General features: G+C 65.8%; 23 protein-coding genes. 7 read left to right on the forward strand and 16 right to left on the reverse strand.

The window, feature by feature from the left end; translation table 11 throughout:
- Positions 1-69: 69 nt before the first annotated feature.
- The 15 genes from R1Z03_RS07135 to R1Z03_RS07205 all read right to left on the reverse strand — a co-directional run bounded on the left by R1Z03_RS07135 (position 70) and on the right by R1Z03_RS07205 (position 10,624).
- Entirely contained in the window at positions 70-624 is a 555-nt protein-coding gene (locus R1Z03_RS07135) for a hypothetical protein (protein WP_317358149.1), read from the reverse strand.
- Between the two features lie 191 nt (positions 625-815).
- A complete protein-coding gene (locus tag R1Z03_RS07140) occupies positions 816-1,385 on the reverse strand; it encodes a phage virion morphogenesis protein (protein ID WP_317358152.1) in 570 nt (189 codons plus the stop codon).
- Positions 1,386-1,401: 16 nt separating this feature from the next.
- Positions 1,402-2,628 carry a PBECR2 nuclease fold domain-containing protein gene (locus R1Z03_RS07145; protein WP_317358155.1) on the reverse strand — a complete coding sequence of 409 codons (1,227 nt, stop codon included), beginning with the start codon at positions 2,626-2,628 and terminating at the stop codon, positions 1,402-1,404.
- 104 nt (positions 2,629-2,732) lie between these two features.
- Positions 2,733-4,325, reverse strand: coding sequence for a DUF935 domain-containing protein (locus tag R1Z03_RS07150; protein WP_317358157.1), 1,593 nt, complete (start codon positions 4,323-4,325; stop codon positions 2,733-2,735).
- Between the two features lie 13 nt (positions 4,326-4,338).
- Positions 4,339-6,009: a hypothetical protein gene (locus R1Z03_RS07155; RefSeq protein ID WP_317358160.1), complete on the reverse strand. Its 1,671-nt coding sequence runs from the start codon at positions 6,007-6,009 to the stop codon at positions 4,339-4,341.
- The gene (locus tag R1Z03_RS07160; protein WP_317358162.1) at positions 6,006-6,590 is read right to left on the reverse strand and encodes a phage protein Gp27 family protein; all 585 of its coding nucleotides are present in this window, start codon (positions 6,588-6,590) and stop codon (positions 6,006-6,008) included. Before R1Z03_RS07160 ends, R1Z03_RS07155 begins: the two co-directional genes overlap by 4 nt.
- Positions 6,591-6,608: 18 nt before the next feature.
- Positions 6,609-6,932 (reverse strand): hypothetical protein, encoded by a 324-nt coding sequence (locus R1Z03_RS07165; protein WP_317358165.1) that lies wholly within the window; start codon positions 6,930-6,932, stop codon positions 6,609-6,611.
- On the reverse strand, positions 6,929-7,360 hold the full coding sequence (locus tag R1Z03_RS07170) for a hypothetical protein (RefSeq protein WP_317358169.1): 432 nt from the start codon (positions 7,358-7,360) through the stop codon (positions 6,929-6,931). The genes R1Z03_RS07165 and R1Z03_RS07170 overlap by 4 nt, the downstream gene beginning before the upstream one ends.
- Positions 7,357-7,593 carry a TraR/DksA C4-type zinc finger protein gene (locus R1Z03_RS07175; RefSeq protein ID WP_317358172.1) on the reverse strand — a complete coding sequence of 79 codons (237 nt, stop codon included), beginning with the start codon at positions 7,591-7,593 and terminating at the stop codon, positions 7,357-7,359. Before R1Z03_RS07175 ends, R1Z03_RS07170 begins: the two co-directional genes overlap by 4 nt.
- On the reverse strand, positions 7,583-8,113 hold the full coding sequence (locus R1Z03_RS07180; RefSeq protein ID WP_317358175.1) for a hypothetical protein: 531 nt from the start codon (positions 8,111-8,113) through the stop codon (positions 7,583-7,585). The genes R1Z03_RS07175 and R1Z03_RS07180 overlap by 11 nt, the downstream gene beginning before the upstream one ends.
- Complete coding sequence (locus R1Z03_RS07185) at positions 8,110-8,745, reverse strand: transglycosylase SLT domain-containing protein (RefSeq protein WP_317358176.1); 636 nt, start codon at positions 8,743-8,745, stop codon at positions 8,110-8,112. Before R1Z03_RS07185 ends, R1Z03_RS07180 begins: the two co-directional genes overlap by 4 nt.
- Before the next feature lie 2 nt (positions 8,746-8,747).
- Complete coding sequence (locus R1Z03_RS07190) at positions 8,748-9,107, reverse strand: putative holin (RefSeq protein ID WP_317358178.1); 360 nt, start codon at positions 9,105-9,107, stop codon at positions 8,748-8,750.
- Positions 9,108-9,414: 307 nt separating this feature from the next.
- A complete protein-coding gene (locus tag R1Z03_RS07195; RefSeq protein ID WP_317358180.1) occupies positions 9,415-9,771 on the reverse strand; it encodes a hypothetical protein in 357 nt (118 codons plus the stop codon).
- 11 nt (positions 9,772-9,782) lie between these two features.
- Positions 9,783-10,193 carry a helix-turn-helix transcriptional regulator gene (locus R1Z03_RS07200; RefSeq protein WP_317358182.1) on the reverse strand — a complete coding sequence of 137 codons (411 nt, stop codon included), beginning with the start codon at positions 10,191-10,193 and terminating at the stop codon, positions 9,783-9,785.
- A 26-nt stretch (positions 10,194-10,219) separates the two neighbouring features.
- The gene (locus tag R1Z03_RS07205) at positions 10,220-10,624 is read right to left on the reverse strand and encodes a helix-turn-helix transcriptional regulator (protein WP_317358184.1); all 405 of its coding nucleotides are present in this window, start codon (positions 10,622-10,624) and stop codon (positions 10,220-10,222) included.
- A 64-nt stretch (positions 10,625-10,688) separates the two neighbouring features.
- On the opposite strand from R1Z03_RS07205, the gene R1Z03_RS07210 reads away from it, so the two are divergent.
- A complete protein-coding gene (locus R1Z03_RS07210; protein WP_272569185.1) occupies positions 10,689-10,937 on the forward strand; it encodes a DNA-binding protein in 249 nt (82 codons plus the stop codon).
- 54 nt (positions 10,938-10,991) lie between these two features.
- On the opposite strand, the gene R1Z03_RS07215 is transcribed toward R1Z03_RS07210, so the two are convergent.
- Positions 10,992-11,288 (reverse strand): hypothetical protein, encoded by a 297-nt coding sequence (locus R1Z03_RS07215; protein ID WP_317358190.1) that lies wholly within the window; start codon positions 11,286-11,288, stop codon positions 10,992-10,994.
- Positions 11,289-11,399: 111 nt separating this feature from the next.
- On the opposite strand from R1Z03_RS07215, the gene R1Z03_RS07220 reads away from it, so the two are divergent.
- Genes R1Z03_RS07220 through R1Z03_RS07245 form a run of 6 tightly spaced genes read left to right on the forward strand, consistent with a single transcriptional unit; the run spans position 11,400 to position 16,544 of the window.
- Entirely contained in the window at positions 11,400-11,870 is a 471-nt protein-coding gene (locus R1Z03_RS07220; protein ID WP_317358192.1) for a hypothetical protein, read from the forward strand.
- Positions 11,871-11,872: 2 nt separating this feature from the next.
- The gene (locus R1Z03_RS07225; protein WP_317358194.1) at positions 11,873-12,151 is read left to right on the forward strand and encodes a hypothetical protein; all 279 of its coding nucleotides are present in this window, start codon (positions 11,873-11,875) and stop codon (positions 12,149-12,151) included.
- A complete protein-coding gene (locus tag R1Z03_RS07230; RefSeq protein ID WP_317358196.1) occupies positions 12,148-12,456 on the forward strand; it encodes a hypothetical protein in 309 nt (102 codons plus the stop codon). Before R1Z03_RS07225 ends, R1Z03_RS07230 begins: the two co-directional genes overlap by 4 nt.
- A 29-nt stretch (positions 12,457-12,485) precedes the next feature.
- Entirely contained in the window at positions 12,486-13,487 is a 1,002-nt protein-coding gene (locus R1Z03_RS07235) for a hypothetical protein (protein WP_317358198.1), read from the forward strand.
- Between the two features lie 13 nt (positions 13,488-13,500).
- Positions 13,501-15,294, forward strand: coding sequence for an integrase (locus tag R1Z03_RS07240; protein ID WP_317358201.1), 1,794 nt, complete (start codon positions 13,501-13,503; stop codon positions 15,292-15,294).
- An 11-nt stretch (positions 15,295-15,305) separates the two neighbouring features.
- Positions 15,306-16,544 carry an AAA family ATPase gene (locus R1Z03_RS07245; protein WP_317358204.1) on the forward strand — a complete coding sequence of 413 codons (1,239 nt, stop codon included), beginning with the start codon at positions 15,306-15,308 and terminating at the stop codon, positions 16,542-16,544.
- Positions 16,545-16,686 lie beyond the last annotated feature (142 nt).

The raw sequence follows: 16,686 nt of genomic DNA on the forward strand, positions 1-16,686 counted from the left end.
CAAGAGCCCAGCAGGTCCAGGCGAAGACGGCACTGAACCAGCGGGCGTAGAAGGCGAATCCGCGAGACTTCATTTCGCAATCTTGAGGCCGCGACCGCCCCAGCGCACATAGACCAGGTAAGGGAGGATGCGAACCGTGCCAGCCGGTGTGGGCAGATGAATGGGCACTGTCGCCACTTCCTTGATCATCATGTTCAATGGCGGACCCAATCTCGCCATATACACGCCCGGGCCAAAAACCCCATTCGCTCCGGCGCGGCTTGCGTGGATGACGCCCGTGCGCGCAATGCCCGCTGCCCCCGCCGTCGTCGTGAAGTGAATCAGGTGTTTTGGCAGCGCAGCGAATCCGTAACCCGCTGCACCCAGCACGGTGGCGGTGGTCGGCGCCACATCCGGCGTCCAGAGGGCCGCGAACACACCGGGCACATGCGCCAGCGGAGCGAGCGAACTGTCCGAGGTGGTGGCAACGTTCGCCCAGTACTGCGCCGCCTCATCCGCCGCCAGGGTGGATTGTCGATAGAGCTGGCGCAACTTGAACATGAGATGGCTGATGGTGCCCGCGTCGGAAACCTCCACGGGCGTGCCGCAACCTTCGCGGCGGCAGGTAAGGGCAATGTCGGGCATGGGTGTTCTTTTTCTGCAAACGCCGCAGGCACAGTGCCGCAGCGTGCCGGCCTCCCGCCAGCGCTGGGCATTACCGCCCTGCGACCTTGCGCGACCCTTACAAAGCCACCGCAAAATTGTTGTGATTGGCAACGCCCCCAATCGGCGGCCATCAAGCCCCTGGCCGCGACCCTGCCACGCCTGGGCTTGGGTCACACCGACCGCCCCAGGCTGCGCTCCACCACCCACTCGCGGATGATCTCCCGAATCTCCGCATCGTCCGCCGCGCTGATGCCCAGATAGGGCCGCGCCGGCATCTTGACCTTGTGCGCCGGGATCGTCACGGCCCGCTCCGTAGCGGTCTTGTGCTTCTTGCCCGCAAACAGCACCTTGCCCGCCACGCTGCGATAGCGCACGGTGGCGGCCCGCTCGGGTTGGTCGATCTCGCCGCCAAACTGGTGGATCGCGCCGTATTTGGCGTTGGTGCCGACCGCCACGGTGTTGTCATCCACCACCTGGTAGTGGATGCCGCTGCGCAGGTAGCCGCGCAGGGTCAGCACCTTGTCCTGGTGGTACTTCTTGCGGCGGGCGTAACGGGGTTTCAACGGAGCCCAGGGCGTGCCGTCCGGGGCCGTCTGCGTTTTGAAGCGTGCCTGCGTGGACGACTGCAGGTATTCGCCCAGCCGCGGGGCGAGCGGGCCGGTGGACGGCAGCGCCTGGCGCGCGAGCATGGCGCGGGCGAGCCGGTCCTCCACCGTCATCGTGATCTGGGTGCCTGCCATGTCTCTCTCCTTTTCGTCAGAGCGCTTCGCGCCGGTACAGCAGCGCGCCGATGCGCCAATCGTCCGCGGCCTGGGCGGCGTCCTGCAAAACGGTGACCCCGCTCCAGCCGTCCGCGCCGACCTCGAACACCGCCAGCGACGGCGCGGGCTCGCCCTCGACCAGGAAGCGCGCGACGTACCGGCGCCGCACCACGGCGCGCTCCTGCGCGGGCAGCCATTCCACCCGCGTCCAGATCTCGTCGGGGTCCAGCAGCGCGCGGGCCAGCAGCGGCAAGCCGCGCCCGTTGGCCTCCAGGGCGCCCTGGCCTTCCAGGAACATTTCGCGGCCCACCACGACGCGCTCGCCGATCACGTCACGCACGATGGCCGGGGCGCTGGGCTCCACGCCCAATGCGCCCAGGAAGGCATCCACGGACGCGGGCGCGTCCAGGCCCGCGGGCAGCAGCTCAGAGGCCGGCAGCAGCCGCGGCGGTGGCAGGGGATCGACCGGGCGGCGGTTGGGAACGCCGGGCCCGCCTGCACCGCCAGGCACCAGGGGGCCGGGACGCTCGGGTGGGATGGCGCTGCGCAACCGCGCGCTGCCAGGCGCGTACTCGAACCCCGGATCGATGCCCTCGGGCACGCGCACCGTGCGCGGGCCGTTGAGGCTGCGCTGACCAATGATGCGATCGACGTACTTGAAGGCTGGAGCCTGGTCGGGCCCGGACTTGCCCAGGCGCACCAGGTCGCGCAGCCACAGCCCGCGCACCTTGCAATGGCACCCCCAGCCGTTGGGCGGGAACATGACCTCCCAGGCAGGGTCGCCTTTCTCCAAGACGAGGCCGTTCCAGCTCACGTGGATCGGCCGGGGGTGCTCCACCCAGTCCTGATGTTCGTACTGCCAGTAAGGTGCCGCCTGCAGCTGCTGCCAGCGCCCGGCCGCGTAGCTGGTTGACAGGTTGGTGTCGTAGATCACGCGGCTGCGCCAGTTGCGCCCGCCGTTGTAGTCCCAGCCGTGTGTGGCCACGATGCGGTCGAAGTCCTTGCGGAAGTCCTCAAGCGTGGACTGGCCCGCGATGGCCCGCTCCACCGCGGCGCGGAAGTCGGCCACGATTGCATCCCGGTTGGCCCCGGCCACGACAAAGGACCAATCGTGTCCGCTGTTGTAGAGGTCGGTCCAGCCATCGGTGGGCAGGTTGAGTTTGCGGCGAAAGAATTCCGCCTGCTCGCGGAACGGCAGACTGCCGTAGGCTGCATCAGCCACCGGACCCCCGGCAGACCCGTTTATAGGCGTTTACAGCGCCTGTCGGGGCGCAAGGATGGGCGACGGGGGCGGCAGCATGCCAACGGGCCTCCAATCCGCCGATGTCAGGGGTTGGCATTGGCGGCCTCCTGCAGCACCTCATAGCGGCCGGCGAGCTCGGCGGCGCGCAGGGCCTCGGCCATGGCGGCGGCGTACTGTTGCAGGCCCATGCCAGGCAGCAGCGCGTCGAGGCCGTCGCGGATTTCCGCGAGGGACTGCGCGCGCTGCACGAGCTCGCGCACCTGGTCGATCCAACCCGCCACGACCGGGGCGGCGCTTGCGGCCAACTGCGGTTGCATCTGCAGGTAGGGCGGCATCGGCACAGGCACCGCAGCGCCTGGCACTTGCGAGGTGGTGGCCGCGGTGCCGACGGGATGGAGCACAGGCAATGGCGGCTGGCCTTGGGCCATCAGCACCGGCTCATTGCCCTGGGCCACGGGAATGCCCAGTTTCTCGTGCACCCAGGCTTGTGGCGGGCGCAGGCCCATTTGCACCAACGGGGGCAAAGACGTTGCGAAAGCCGCGAGGTCTTCGCGCTCTTCGGCGTTGAGCCGCATGCGCGGGGCGCGGCGCATGCCGCCCGGTGCCAGGCCGTTGATGGCAGCGATGGCATAGACCAGATCGCGCGTGAGGGTGGCATTGGCCTGGCGCACGTCGCCGTCGCGTAGGTCCTTGCGCACTTCGTTATGAACGTTGCCCAGGGCATTGGTGCTGCTCGCACCGTCCGCGCCGCTCGTGAGCGTTCCACCCAGGATAACCTTGCTCTGATTCTTCTCGCACCAATCGATCATGAGCGCGAATGCCTTCGGATCGCCGGGCGCCACGTCGTGGAAGTCGATCAGCATGCCCTCGGGGATGATGCCGCTGGCGTTGTGGCCGATGGCGGAAAGCGCACGCAGCAGCGTGGCCTTCTCCTTCTCGCTGGCGTTGGGCGGGTACTTGCCCAGGCGCAGCACCCCGACCAGTTCCAGGAACTCGGCCAGGTCACCCACGCTGTAGTTCTTGAACAGGTACGTCCAGACCAATTGACGGAACAAGGCCGAGCGCTCCAGGTAGCCGCTCTTGGCCTTGTGCACGTGGGTGATCCAGCCAAAGGGCTGCAGCGGCGCACCGGGCGCGCCATCGACGTTCTCCATGGTGCGCAGCCGCAACTCCTGCCGGTAGCCGCGGTGCAGCGTGAACCACGTCTGCGGCCGGTGCGTGATGGTCTTGGGCACCCAGTAGCCCTCCAGCCGGTGCCACTCGATCTCCAGGCAGACGTAGCCCTTGCCGATGGCGTCGGTCAGGTCGAACACCACGTCTTCGAAGTCCGGGATCTCGCACATCAGCTCACCGAGCTGCTCGGCCGTCTTTTTCTCGGCCGCGCTGGCCCCATCGGCGGGCACCACGTCCCACTCCAGTACGCAGGCGCGGCGGCGCTTGCCCATCTCGGCGGCGATGTGGCCGTCCTTTTCTTCCATGTCCTCGAACAACTCGAACTGGGCGATCAGGTCGCCCTGCTCGGCCGCGTCGAGGATGCGCGCCAGGCGCGAGGGGGTGAGCCCGCGCGTGGGGTGGGACTGCATTTCGTTTTGCAGGTGCAGGAGCCGCGATGTTTGCGGCTCCTGCAGGTCGGGCATGGTCATGGGCTGGCCGTCGGGGCCGAGGATGCGGGACATAGCCATTGCACTGCTACCAGGAAGCGCCGCGCTCCATCAGGCCGAGGAGGTCTCCGTCCTGGTCCTGGTCGCTGTCGGCGGTGAGGTTGTCGAAGCCGCGCGGCAAGGATGGCGCGGCGGTGAAGTCCATGGGGGCGGACAGGTTCAGCGTGGCGAACCAGCCCAGGCACAGCATCACGGCGCTGTCGCCGTGGCGGTACAGGTCGGGGTCTTTGATGTCCTTGCTGCGGGCTTTGCTGACCATGGCGATACCGTCCACCTCTTCGATGGCGCGCAGATCGCCCGCCATGTCCGGGTCGGCAGGAATCTCGATCATCCCGTCTTCAAAGCCCTGCACCAGCTTGGGCATGTATGTGCCGTACCAAGCGCGATTGAGCTTGACCTGGTGCACGTGACGATGGCCGAACTTGCCAGCGGTTTCCTCTGCCAGCGGCTCACCGGAACCGGTGGCGTCCATGGCGCCGCCGCAGCAGCGCGGCAGGTGTTTGATGGCGTACCAGGTGATCTGCCGTTGCTGGGCATAGGGCACGTTGTGCATCTCGATAGACAGAGGCACCTGGCGGCGCATGCCGGGCAGCAGGGCGGTCGCCCCCCAAACGGAGAAATCGCGGTGGCGGGCGTAGTCGTGGCTGAAGACGTGGCGCACGTGCGGATCAAGCCTGCGCAATTCGGGGTCGAGGTAGCGGGCGATCCAGTCATCCACCCAGGCCTCGCGCTCTTCTGGGCTCTTGAGAACGAAATCGTCAGGCAGCGCCAGGCGCAGGACGCGCTCGGGCGGCAGCACCATGGCCTGCTCGATCCACACGCCGGGCAGGCACACGCCGCGGCCATCGCGCGGGATCACATCCAGTTCCTCGTGCATGGCCGCTTTGCGTACGCCATAGGCGTTGCGAATCCTTGCGTACCAAGCCTTCTTGCCTTCAACGGTGGGCTGGATGCCCTCCATCATGCAGTACCGCTCGAAGAGACCGTTGGTCACGGCATCATCGAACGTGACGGTCAACACCACGGCATCGGTGCCATACCGGCCGGCCTCGATGTCGCGGCAAAACTGGGCGAACGGGTTGCCTTTGCCGTTGTGGGAACTGATGACGGTGATCTGGCCGCCCCAGATCAGCAGCGCGGTGGCCGCATCGAGCACGCCCTGCACGTCCGGGTGAAACGCTGCCTCATCGATGACCACGTGGCCCTGCAGGCCGCGGATGTTGGCGGGTCGGCTCGATAGCGCGCAGACCTGGTATCCGCTGGCAAAGCGGATGCGGTAGGCGTTGATATGGCGGGTCTCGCCTTGCTCGTCCTGGTCCTCGAACAGGAATTCCTCGATGCCCGAGACGCCCTGGCCCTGGGCCTGTGCGATCAGCCGGGAGAACTTGGCGCAATAGCCGATGGCCTCCAGGCCCTTTTCCTTGGTGTCGCCGATGTAGTACACGTTGTTGCCGCCCGCGCTCTTGCGGGCAGCCGCCACCAGCGTCTTGCGAAGCATGATGGCGAACGTGATGCCGGTGCGGCGTCCCTTGGGGATCGCAACGATCGCGGCCTGGGTGGCGGCCACGTCGCGCTGGTGCTTCATCAGCACGCCATCGGCCAGCGGGTTGAAGCCCTCTTTGATGCTGCGCACGCTGGCCGGGAGGTCATCCCATTCCAGCGTGCGCAAGGTGGACGACAGCGGCTTGATGGCGCTCATCCTGTGGCCCCTGGCTTTTTGATGCCCAGGAACTTCTCGGCCCAGAAACTCACCTGGCCATCATCCAGGCCCTGAGCCTTGGCGATCTCCTGCAGGTTGGCCTGCTGCTCGGCCAGCAGCTTGCGCCGGGTGGCGTCTTCCACCTTGGCCTGGAATTCCTTCAGGTTGATGCTGGATCGGGTGAGCGTGGCGATGTTCTTCGCCGCAGCCGACAGCATGCCCACGCGCTCGGCGGGATCGATGGGGTTTTCTGGATCGTCCGCGGCCTCCTGAATGTCCAGGATGGCCTCGAACAACTCTGTCTGGATGAGGGCGGTCAGCGCTCCGCTGCGGGCGTCCTGGTCGTCGCCAGCGTGCGCCTGGATGATCTTGGCGGCTTCCGTACTGGCGCGAATCGCTGCGAGGCGCCGGTCCAGCTTGGAGCCATAGCGGTGCAGCGCGGCGCGGCTGGGCAACTGGCCCGCGCTGGCCTCTCCGGGAAACCGTTCCTGCAGGTCGGCGATCATCTCGTCGAGTGTCTGCGCGCCAGTGGCGAGCATGGCCTCGATGTACGTCTTGATCTCGGCAGGCAGGCGGCTCACGCTGCTCTTTCGCCCCATTTACACGCCACCCCAATACTTCGCCGGCCGGGCAATGCCTGGTTCGCAGTTGATCGTGTACTCGGCCACGTCGGTGCCGATGCGCGTGAGGTCGGCATGCCACTTGCCCGAGGGCTGCTTGTCGATCCGCACCAGCTCGCGGTCGGCGAGGTAGTCCAGTTCGCGGCGCAGTTCCATGGGCGTGGCGTCCGGGTATTCGCTCTGCGCGACGGACAGGATCGGACCCTCGAACGCGCCGATCGGGCGGGCGTTGTTCAGTGTGAGCAGGACAAGCCAGCGCAATGCTTCGCGCCGGATGCGTGCCTGGTCAATGGCGGGGTTCATAGATGGGAGGCTCCCTGGTTGTGGTTGATGACGGCGCGCAACTGGGCGTTTTCCAGCTTGCCCGCCAGCCCATCGAGCTTGGCTTCGATGATCGATTGACCCCGGATGTAGTCGTCACGCATGACGTACTTCACAGGCAGTTCCGCCATGTGCTTCAAGAATTCCCGCTCCACGCGCTGCCACTGCAGCGTCTCGTCGCGGTTCACTTGCTCCAGGCCATCGAGCCGCGCGGTCAGCTGCTTGTGCTGGTCTTCGCGAGCCCGGTCCTGGTTCGCGGAGCGTTCCTCGCGCATCTTTTCCTGCATCGCGAAGCGCTCGTCCAAGTGCTTTTGCACCTGATTGAGCAGCAGCCCACCGCCAGCACCGCAAGCGCCCAGGAAGGCCACCAGCAGGCCCACCAGCTGCCAAAAATCCACTTGTATGTTCATCGCCGTCCCTTGGTTCTTTCGCGCCGTGCCTGGCAGTCCACGCACAGCTGGCACCCCGGCAGCGCCTGGCGGCGCACCAGCGGTATCGGCTCATCGCACCCGGCCTGCTGGCAGACCTTGGCCGAGTCGGCCAGGGTCTTTCCGGCCAGGCCTGCACGGCGCGCCTGCTCGCGCAGTGCGATGGCCAGGTCTTCTTCCTCGCGCTCGCTGGCGCGGTCGATGTCATCGGCCAAGAGCGACTCCCTGCAGCCCGGCCGGCCGGCCAGCGCGGCACACGTTGAGGGCGAAGTCCTGCAAGCCGGTCACCTGGTCTCGGAGTCCGTCAGCCTCTGCTGCCAGCCCTTGATACGCAACGCTGCTTTCTCCGAGAAGCTCTCGGGCGGCGGCGGCTTCGCGAGTGCAGGCGACAAGGCCGGCATCTCCTGCTGGGTAGGGATCGGTGCGCTTGTTGAGGCGGGCGATCTCGCCGCGCAACCCGCGCACAGCATCAGCGGCAGCAGCATCACGGGCCAGGCGCTTGGCCTCGCGTTGAGCATCTTCATGGGCGACTCTTTCGGCGTTGCGGAACTTGGTGGCGTTGTCGCGGGCGGTGGCGGCATTGCGGGCGTTTTCCTGGGCGTCCCAGTCGGTTTGCACGCGGGCTGCGCCCTGGGCATCGCCGCGGGCGATGAGGCTTCCTTCCCAGCGCTTGACGCCGTAGATCGCTGCGCAGATCAGCACAGCAATGGCGATGAGGCGGTACTGGCCGGTCACAGGCCTGGCCCCCAGTCCAGGTAGCGGGGCTGCAGGACCACCAGGATGCGGTGGGGGTAGCCCAGGTTTTCCGCGCAGTGCACGGGCGCACGACGGGCCAGCCCGCACGCTGCATCGACCTGAAGGCGATCGGGCAAGCGCAGGCCCGTAGCGGCGGCTTCCTGCTGCCAGTGGCCCAGGCCGCCGTTGTAGCTGCGAAGCGCGACCCACATGCGATCCCGCGGCACGTATCGGTCGGGCGTGCGTTCGTAGAGCCACAGGTCGTAGGCGACCAGCGCGCGCAAGGCCCAGGCAGGGCTGTAGGGCTGCTGCGCGGCCAGTTCGGGGTAGAGGGCGGCGATCCACTTCGTGGTGCTCGGCATGAATTGCGCCAGGCCCTGCGCACCCACGTGCGAGACGGCATTCGGGCGCCAGCCGCTTTCCTGATGCACCTGGGCAGCGAACACCGCCACCGGGGCGTCGAGGCCCCACACTGCATGCGCCGAGCGGATGAGCAGGGAGCGGTGTTGCTGCGCTGCCGTAGGCACCTGGGCCTTTGCAACGGAGAATGCCGCCGACAGGACGAAAATCCAAAGCGCAGCAGTGAAAGCGCAGAACAAGGCCACGACCCGGCGCAACAGGTATTGCTGCATGGTCACAGGCCCGCCGCCACGCCGAGGACCACGAAGCCGACCACAATGGCGCGGCGCACCATGGCGGCGATGTACACATGCTGGTAGCCCGGCACGACGGGATAGTCCACATCCCCGAGGGGTTCGTCCGTGCCCAGTCGCCAGTCCTGGAAAAGGAAGCCGTCAGGCCGGGCGTAGGGGAACAGCACACGGTCGAGCCAATAGCCCAGCACCGCCGCCAGCGCAATGAGCGCGGCCTTGTACAGCACCACAGGTAGTTGGGCCGGAGACACCAGCGTTATCAGCGCCAGCAGAAGCACCGCCAGCAGCAGGAACAGGCTATTGCGCGGCGCGCGTAACCAAAGGGGGATGACGTCTTTCACAGGCACTCCTTGCAGGACGACGATGGTGGAAAGCCATCAGTGTTCCTGCGCAGGGGTGTCGTGTATTGGGAACCGGGACCCTATTTCAACGGGTGGGGCCGCTCAGTCAGGGACTGCTTGTAGTCCCCGGCGAAGCCGAATGCAGGAGCAGGCGCGCGCTCTGAAAACCAGAAGTTGGTATACGCGGCCACATTGGGCATGCAGTACCAGTGGGCCTGGCCGTCAGCATCCATGGCCCACCAGCGTGCGAGCCGGGGCTTGCTTCCAGTCCACGCCAGGGTGACCTACCGGCTTCATTCGGGAAGCCTCAAGGCTGGTGGGACAGATCGCTTTGGCAGTGTCTGCACTTGACGGCCTCGCGCCGCACGGGCTCGGCGCAGAAGGGGCATTTCTTGAAGTCACCGTGCTCTCCGTTCTCCACCGCCAACTGCTGGCTGGTACTGCTTGACAGCGCCCAAACCAACGCAGCCAGTGGAGCGAGGAAAGCGCCGAAGGCCGCACCCGCTCCACCGCCTCCAGCGCGGCTTACCAAGATGACCATGAGAAAGCCACCGCCCGCACAAGCGAGAAAGACAAGCCAACCGGATCGCCCTCGTTTGGACGCGACGATGGTCGCTATCAGCGTTGCCACGAAAAAAAGAATGAAGCCAAAGATCGGTTCCATACCACTCCCTCCTATCGTTTGAAATTTCCATCATCTTCGTTGGCCGCATCACGCGGCTGGTCGAAGCGTACACGGGCAGCCTCTCGCTCTTGCCGTGCAAGGTTGGGTGCCGCCGAGATCATGAGCGTCAAATAAATTTCGGCCTGCGCCTCTGGACTGCAATGCCGATAGTTGTCCAAGAATGCGAACGTCTTGCGGTCCATGCCTTCGGGTCGCGGCGATGGGAACTCTCCCGTGGTGAGATAGGCCACCTCTAGCCCGGCATCGGCAAGCGCTTGCAGGTATCGGGCATTGGGACCGACTAGCCCAGCTTCATAGGCTTGCTGACTTTCATATGAAATGCCGCACACCTGAGCCAGAGCCTGAGGACTCAACTCCCGCATCTGCCGCAGGTTGCGAAGACGATCGGCGAAATCAGACATGCCGGAACACCTCGTCGTTGGACGCGTCAAGCGGCTTTTCCGCGTCGCGCACTACCCGAAGTTTCGAACGCGCCTAGCGTGATCTTGATACCTGCCTGGACTTGTGCCGGCGCCGAGTGAAAGTCTTCCAGCAGTTTGCGGTCACCCGCTGGCAACTCTGCCGTTGCTGGCACTGGCTGGCTGCGCTGGCCGGTGAGGATGTAAAGCACGTCTACCCCTTGCGGCACCAGCGCGGCCAGCACCTCACCACCCAGCACGGCCAGTCCTCGCTCGCATCGCCCCCAGTGCTCCCTGGTAACTCCAACCAACTGGGCGGCCTGATCTTGATTAAGCCCAAGGGCTTTCCGCTCCTCTTTCAGGCGTGCGCCAAAAAGAGATTGAAAAGTCTCATTCATATCTTGAAAAAGAGATGTTTTGATCTCATAATTCATCCCAACACGTTTTCACACCACATCACCAGCGCCAACTGGTGACAACAAAACAGGACGCACCACCATGCCCCTAAAAACCCGTCAACAAGTCCGCAACGAGTTCGCCAGCCGTGGCTGGTCTTACTCGGACTGGGCCAAGCAGCGTGGCTATTCGGCCGCGCTGGTTTGCATGATCGTCAACGACGACGACCGCGCTCCCCAGCGCAAGTGCCTGCGGGGTGAGAGCCACAACATCGCCGTGGAACTGGGCCTCAAGCAGGGCCAGGTTTCGCGGCAGCAGGCCAAGCCCCGCATGCAGCTGGCGGCGGCATGAACGGTATGTCCAGCAAGCATCTTACTGGCGCTCGTGCTCTGCGCCGCGCCCCTTTCACGGGCGCCCTGAGCCTGGAAGACCGGGGCGATACAGGTCTTGCACAGCGCGCAGTTCATCCCAACCCGGAATCGCGCCATCAATCGACGCCGCAATCTGGCGTAAGCCCTGCGCACTCATTGGACGATCAGGCTCCTCCCGCTCCATCTTGCCCGCCAGCTGCCGCATCTCCGAAGTCAGCGCGGAGGCCTCAATGATTCGCGCTCGGTGCAACTGTGCGACCAGTACGCCCAAGGCACGGTATAGCGCGTCGTCGCTGTCACTGAGTCGGATGAAGTCTTCGTCGTTATCCATTGCTGGCCCGTTGGCTGGTGGTGTTGGTGCCGGACTGTACGGCCCGCCAACCGTAGCGGCGCGTGGCACAGCCGGCATTTGTTTGGACGTCGCTTCGCGGAGGTGCTTCCAATGAGCCGCCGCAACTGGAAACACCTGCGTGCCAACAGCCTGGTGCATGCGTTGCGCCTGTGCAAAGAGTTCGCCCAGGAGCGCCGGAACCTTTCGGTGGAACGCATTGCGGACCGCATGGGCGTGACCCACGACAGCCTCTACAAGTGGCTGGGCACCGGCCGCATGCCGGCCATCCTGGTGCCGGCCTACGAGCTCGCCTGCGGCTGTCACTACGTGACCGACTGGTATGCCGCGGCAGCGGGGCGCCTGTCCATTCCCATGCCCACGGGCCGCAACGCAGGACAGGCCGATCTGCTGGCCGTGAACAGCAGTTGCGCCGCCGCGCTGCAGTTGCTGACCGCGTTCTATGCCGACCCCGCTGCGGCCAACCCCGCCGCCACCCTGGACGCGCTTCGCACGCACCTGGAGCAAGTGGCTTTCCATCACCACAACGTGGCGCGCTACGCCGCGCCGGAACTGGAGCTTTGACCATGACCATCGATTCCAACTGGGCCAGCGTAATGACGCCCGACTACGTGTATGTCGGCATCGTCAAGCGCGACGAGTTCGACCGCATTGCCCTGCCTGCGACGGACCACGGCGCGGCCAATCCCGACCGCCTGCTGCTGACGAAGACGGCGCGCGACCCGAGCGGCTGCACCGTGGTGTTTCAGCACTGGTACGGGCCGACCCCTGCAGAACGCGCCGCCGCCGAGGCAGCAGCCCAAGCCGTGGAACTGCTGCGGGCTGGTCGCAAGGTGCCCGCATGAGCAACCCGCAGCACCACCAGCCCGTCCGCCGCGCGCTGCGCCTGCTCTGGCTGCTGCAGGGCCATGCGTTCGACGGCCTGCGCCTGAAGCAAGTGTCGGAGGCGCTGAAAGTCTCGCCGCCCATGGCGCTGCGCGATCTTGAACTGCTGGCGGATGAAGGCGTTGCAGAGCGAATCCCCGGCAACGAAGAGTGCTGGCGCCTGACGCCGAAGCTGATCCAGCTTGCCCGCGCCCATGACGACGAAATGCGCCGTGTGCGCCAGCGCATTGACGACATCGACCAGCGCTACACGCGCGCCATCTGAATCACCCCATCAAGAGAGGAAATAGCCCAATGGCACGACCCCAACTGTCAGACGCTCAGATCGAAGAGCGCTTTCTCAAGAGAGGCCGCAAAGCCTTGCCCCCGGCCGAGCACATCGGCCCTGATTTCGTGGGCGCAACGCCCGCCGATATGGCCGTCCAGGAAGCCGCGGCGCGGGGTGCGCTGGAGGTGGTAGAGGCCAAGGCCACAGCCATGGCCCAAGAACTGGGCTACCAGGGCGCGTTGACGGTGGGCACGCTGGAAGACGAGATTCGGTTCTACCAACGGCGCACGGTGGAGGCCATCCTCGAAACGGGTAAGCGACTGCTTCTGCTCAAGGAGCTGACACCCCACGGCGAATTTCAGCAGCGCGTCGAGATGCTCGGCTTTGCGAAGACGACCGCATTCCGCTTCATGCAGGCAGCTGCAAAGACCGTCAAAAGTTCCAAATTGGAACTTTTGAGTTCCCAGGTCAAAAATGCCAGCGCCTTCCTGGAACTCGTCACCCACGACGATGACGTCCTGGAGAACCTCTCCGAGATGGATGACATTGACCGTCTGAGCGCGAGCCAACTGCGCGAGCGGCTGCGCCAGTCCGAACAGGATGTGAAGTTCGCCAATGAGAAGCGCGCCAAAGCCGACGAGCGCGCCGACAAGGCCGAGAAAAAACTCGCCGGCAAGCGCCCGGTGGTCGTTCCCCTGGACGAACGCATCCTGCCCTTCAAAGAGGAGATCGCGGATCGCCAGTCGCTGATCGAGAACGGCATCGAAGCCCACCACCAGGCCACGCTGGCGCTGGAGCAATGGTGGACGGAGGAGGTGACCCAGGCAGAGAACTACGACCCCACGGAGCCGGCGCCGCTGCCCCGCAGCGTGGCCCTGGTGGCACTGAGCCTGCAGGACAGTCTGAACCGCCTCGCGGAACTGGTGGGCGCCGCGCAGCATGCCTTTGCCGAGCGCTTCGGCGATGACCTGGCCGAAGCTCGCCAGTACCTGATGCAAGTGCCTGAGGCTGCGAATGCAGCGGTTTGAAGTGTTGGACGACATGGCTGCACTCTCCCCCGAAGCCTGCGACTACCTGCGCCAGACGGCCCGGCGCCTGGACGCTGCCGAGCATGGGGGTGCCACCCCCATCGTGCAGGAAGCGGCGCAGTTCCTGGGCCTGTCGGTGCAGACGATGTACCGGCACCTCAAGAGCGTGGCCGGCTGGTCGTCGGGTCGCAAGGCGCGATGCGACAAAGGCTCCACCAGCGTTTCCAGCGAGGCCCTGGTGACGCTGGGTTCTGCCCAGCGCGAGGCCATCCGCGCCAATGGCAAGCAGACGCTCTTCACGACCACGGCGCGCGGCATCCTGGAACAGAACGGGCATGCGTTCGGTGTGAGCAACGGGCAGTTGAACCGGCTCATGCGCGACCGCAAGCTCAACGTGGCTTCCCAGCGCGTGGCGGCGCCCGTGCAGGCGCTGCGCGCTCCCTACCCGAACCACACGCACCAGATCGACCCGTCGCTGTGCCTTGTGTACTACCTCAAGGGGCGCCAGTACATCATGCGCGATGACGAGTTCTACAAGAACAAGCTGGACAAGATCGCCAAGCTCAAGTTCAAGTGCTATCGGTACGTGTGCTACGACAAAGCCAGCGCCACCGTGATCCCCTGGTACACAGAAGCCGCGGGCGAAGACCAGTACAACCTGTTCCGCTTTCTGATGTTCGCGTGGGGACTGCAGGCAGGCCGGCCGTTCCAGGGCGTGCCGCGCCACCTGCTGTGGGACAAGGGCAGTGCCAACACGTCCGCGGCGGTGCGCTCGCTGCTGGACGCGCTGGGCGTGAACCACATCACCCACGAGGCCGGAAACAGCCGCGCCAAGGGTGGCGCGGAGAACGGCAACAACATTGTGGAGACGCAGTTCGAGAGCCGGCTGCGGTTCGAGCCCGTGGAAGACGTGGACCAGCTCAACGCTGCCGCGTTCGCTTGGACCAATGCCTACTGCGCCAACCTGATCCCGGGCCAGGACACGCGGCTGCGCCGGCCGGGCCTGCAGCAGCCGGTGGCCCGCTACGACCTTTGGCAGCTCATCACCCCCGAGCAGTTGCGCGTGCTGCCTCCGGTGGAGGTGTGCCAGGCGTTCATGCGCTCCAAGGAGGAAGAGCGCCAAGTGAAGCCCAACCTGTCCATCACGTTCCGCCATCCGTCTGCCGGTCGCACGCTGGCTTACAGCCTGCGCGGCTTCGATGGCATCAATGTGGGCGACCTGGTGAAGGTGCGCGGGCTGGTGTTCGGTGAGTGCGCCGTCCAGGTGCAGGTGGAGCGCTACGACGGCGAGCCGCTGATCTACCGCTGCGAGCCTGAGCGCGACTTCGACGAGTTCGGCCAGCAGGCCGATGCCGCCGAGATCGGAGCCGAGTACAAGCGCGCGGCGAAGACGGGCGCCGAGCATGCAGCCACGTCGATGGACGAGGCGGCATATCCAGGCCTCTCTGCAGATGAAGTCAAAGCAGCCCGCGCCAAGCGCGCTACGCCTTTCGGCGGTCAGCTCAACGCCCACGGCTACCTCAAGGACGTGGCACTGCCGGCCTACCTGCCACGGCAGGGCGCCGAGATCGCCACGCCGGCACACGCCGCCCCGGCAGGGCCCGAACTGCTCGACCCGGTGACCGCGATGCTGCGCATCGTCAAGGCCATCGGCCGCCATCTGGCGCCCGAAGAAAACGCCTTCTTCATGAAGCGCTACGAGGCCGGCGTGCCGGAAGACCAGGTGGATGCGCTGATCGCGCAGTACGCGGACCAAGCCGAAGCACCGCAACCCATGCGCGCCGCTGGCGGGCTGAGGGCCGTGTGATGGTCGCTTCGATGTTGAACCTTCGCGCTGACCTGGCCGCCGTGGGCCGGTCCGCTGCCGACTGCGCCCGCCACACCGGCGTCAGCACCGCCACGATTTCACTAGCCATCAACTACGACCGCTGGCCCAAGGCCTGCGGAGGCGAAGCCGCGCTCAAGGAGCGCATTCGCAAATACCTCACGGCGTGCGGCGCCTCCCCGGAAACGGTGGCGGCGACGTTCGACGAAGCACCTACAGCCCCGCGCGCCAACGCGGAGCTGCAGGCGATGGCGCAAGCCACTCACTCCGGCCCCCAGCCAGGCACTACCCAAGGAGAGGACCCCTTCATGCTACTACGGCACTACAAACTGACCCCGGACGCGCGGCGCCACTTCAAGATTCCACGCGACCCCTTCGTCGATGAAATGCGCGACGAGGGCGATGTGTTCGTGACGGACGAAATCCGCTACGTGCGCAGCGCCATGCGCCAAACCGCCAAGTACGGCGGCATGCTGGCCGTGGTGGCCGAGTCGGGCGGCGGCAAGAGCATCTTGCGCAAAGACCTGAACCAGTGGATCGTCGACACGGGCGAGCCGATCACGGTGATCGAACCTTTCGTGCTGGGCATGGCCGCCAACGAGCGCGACGGCACGCCGCTGAAGGCCGCTGACATCGTGGCGTCGGTCATCCGCAATGTGGCACCCGGCACGGCGCTGCGCCAGCGCCTGGACGACCGCAGCGACCAGATGAAGCGCGTCCTGCAGGGCGCGGCTCAGGTGGGCCGCAAGCACGTCGTCATCATCGAAGAGGCCCATGCCCTGGCCAAGCCCACGATCAAGTGCCTGAAGCGCTTCTACGAGCTGGAGGACGGCTTCAAGAAGCTCCTTTCGATCATGCTGATCGGCCAGACGGAGCTGGAAGAAAAGCTCTGCGAGAACGACCCCGAGGTGCGCGAGGTGGTGCAGCGCTGCGAATTGATCCACCTGCCAGCCCTGGACAACCATGTGCATGCCTACCTGCAGCACAAGTTCGCGCGGGCCGATATGGACATGGCCTCGGTGCTGGAGCCGAGCGCGATCGATGCCATCCGCGATGCGCTGCGCATCTCCGAGACGCGCACCCATCGCGGTCAGCGCGAGGTGCGGGAGAAGTCGCTGTGCCATCCGCTGGCCGTGAACAACCTCGTCACGCTGGCGATGAACGAGGCCGTGAAGATCGGCGCGCCCAAGGTGTCGGCGCCGCTGATCCTGGCGGCAGCCAGGGGGAAATGATGAAGTCCTACCTTGTATTCATCACGATGGACGATGGAAGCCGCGGCCGGATGCGGGGCATCTTCGGCAGTGACTGGGAGGCCATCACTGCAGCACTCCACCTGGAAGGCGTCAGGTCCGTTGTACCGCGCAGGGAGGCCGC

Source organism: Acidovorax sp. BLS4 (genome assembly GCF_032929295.1).
GTDB lineage: Bacteria > Pseudomonadota > Gammaproteobacteria > Burkholderiales > Burkholderiaceae_C > Paracidovorax.

What these genes read in the sequence shown, in the direction of transcription:
- R1Z03_RS07135 (WP_317358149.1), bottom strand. Translation starts at nt 624, where the DNA reads ATGCCCGACATTGCCCTTACCTGCCGCCGCGAAGGTTGCGGCACGCCC.
- R1Z03_RS07140 (WP_317358152.1), bottom strand. Translation starts at nt 1,385, where the DNA reads ATGGCAGGCACCCAGATCACGATGACGGTGGAGGACCGGCTCGCCCGC.
- R1Z03_RS07150 (WP_317358157.1), bottom strand. Translation starts at nt 4,325, where the DNA reads ATGTCCCGCATCCTCGGCCCCGACGGCCAGCCCATGACCATGCCCGAC.
- R1Z03_RS07155 (WP_317358160.1), bottom strand. Translation starts at nt 6,009, where the DNA reads ATGAGCGCCATCAAGCCGCTGTCGTCCACCTTGCGCACGCTGGAATGG.
- R1Z03_RS07165 (WP_317358165.1), bottom strand. Translation starts at nt 6,932, where the DNA reads ATGAACCCCGCCATTGACCAGGCACGCATCCGGCGCGAAGCATTGCGC.
- R1Z03_RS07170 (WP_317358169.1), bottom strand. Translation starts at nt 7,360, where the DNA reads ATGAACATACAAGTGGATTTTTGGCAGCTGGTGGGCCTGCTGGTGGCC.
- R1Z03_RS07185 (WP_317358176.1), bottom strand. Translation starts at nt 8,745, where the DNA reads ATGCAGCAATACCTGTTGCGCCGGGTCGTGGCCTTGTTCTGCGCTTTC.
- R1Z03_RS07195 (WP_317358180.1), bottom strand. Translation starts at nt 9,771, where the DNA reads ATGGAACCGATCTTTGGCTTCATTCTTTTTTTCGTGGCAACGCTGATA.
- R1Z03_RS07200 (WP_317358182.1), bottom strand. Translation starts at nt 10,193, where the DNA reads ATGTCTGATTTCGCCGATCGTCTTCGCAACCTGCGGCAGATGCGGGAG.
- R1Z03_RS07205 (WP_317358184.1), bottom strand. Translation starts at nt 10,624, where the DNA reads ATGAATTATGAGATCAAAACATCTCTTTTTCAAGATATGAATGAGACT.
- R1Z03_RS07210 (WP_272569185.1), top strand. Translation starts at nt 10,689, where the DNA reads ATGCCCCTAAAAACCCGTCAACAAGTCCGCAACGAGTTCGCCAGCCGT.
- R1Z03_RS07215 (WP_317358190.1), bottom strand. Translation starts at nt 11,288, where the DNA reads ATGGATAACGACGAAGACTTCATCCGACTCAGTGACAGCGACGACGCG.
- R1Z03_RS07220 (WP_317358192.1), top strand. Translation starts at nt 11,400, where the DNA reads ATGAGCCGCCGCAACTGGAAACACCTGCGTGCCAACAGCCTGGTGCAT.
- R1Z03_RS07225 (WP_317358194.1), top strand. Translation starts at nt 11,873, where the DNA reads ATGACCATCGATTCCAACTGGGCCAGCGTAATGACGCCCGACTACGTG.
- R1Z03_RS07230 (WP_317358196.1), top strand. Translation starts at nt 12,148, where the DNA reads ATGAGCAACCCGCAGCACCACCAGCCCGTCCGCCGCGCGCTGCGCCTG.
- R1Z03_RS07235 (WP_317358198.1), top strand. Translation starts at nt 12,486, where the DNA reads ATGGCACGACCCCAACTGTCAGACGCTCAGATCGAAGAGCGCTTTCTC.
- R1Z03_RS07240 (WP_317358201.1), top strand. Translation starts at nt 13,501, where the DNA reads ATGGCTGCACTCTCCCCCGAAGCCTGCGACTACCTGCGCCAGACGGCC.
- R1Z03_RS07245 (WP_317358204.1), top strand. Translation starts at nt 15,306, where the DNA reads ATGTTGAACCTTCGCGCTGACCTGGCCGCCGTGGGCCGGTCCGCTGCC.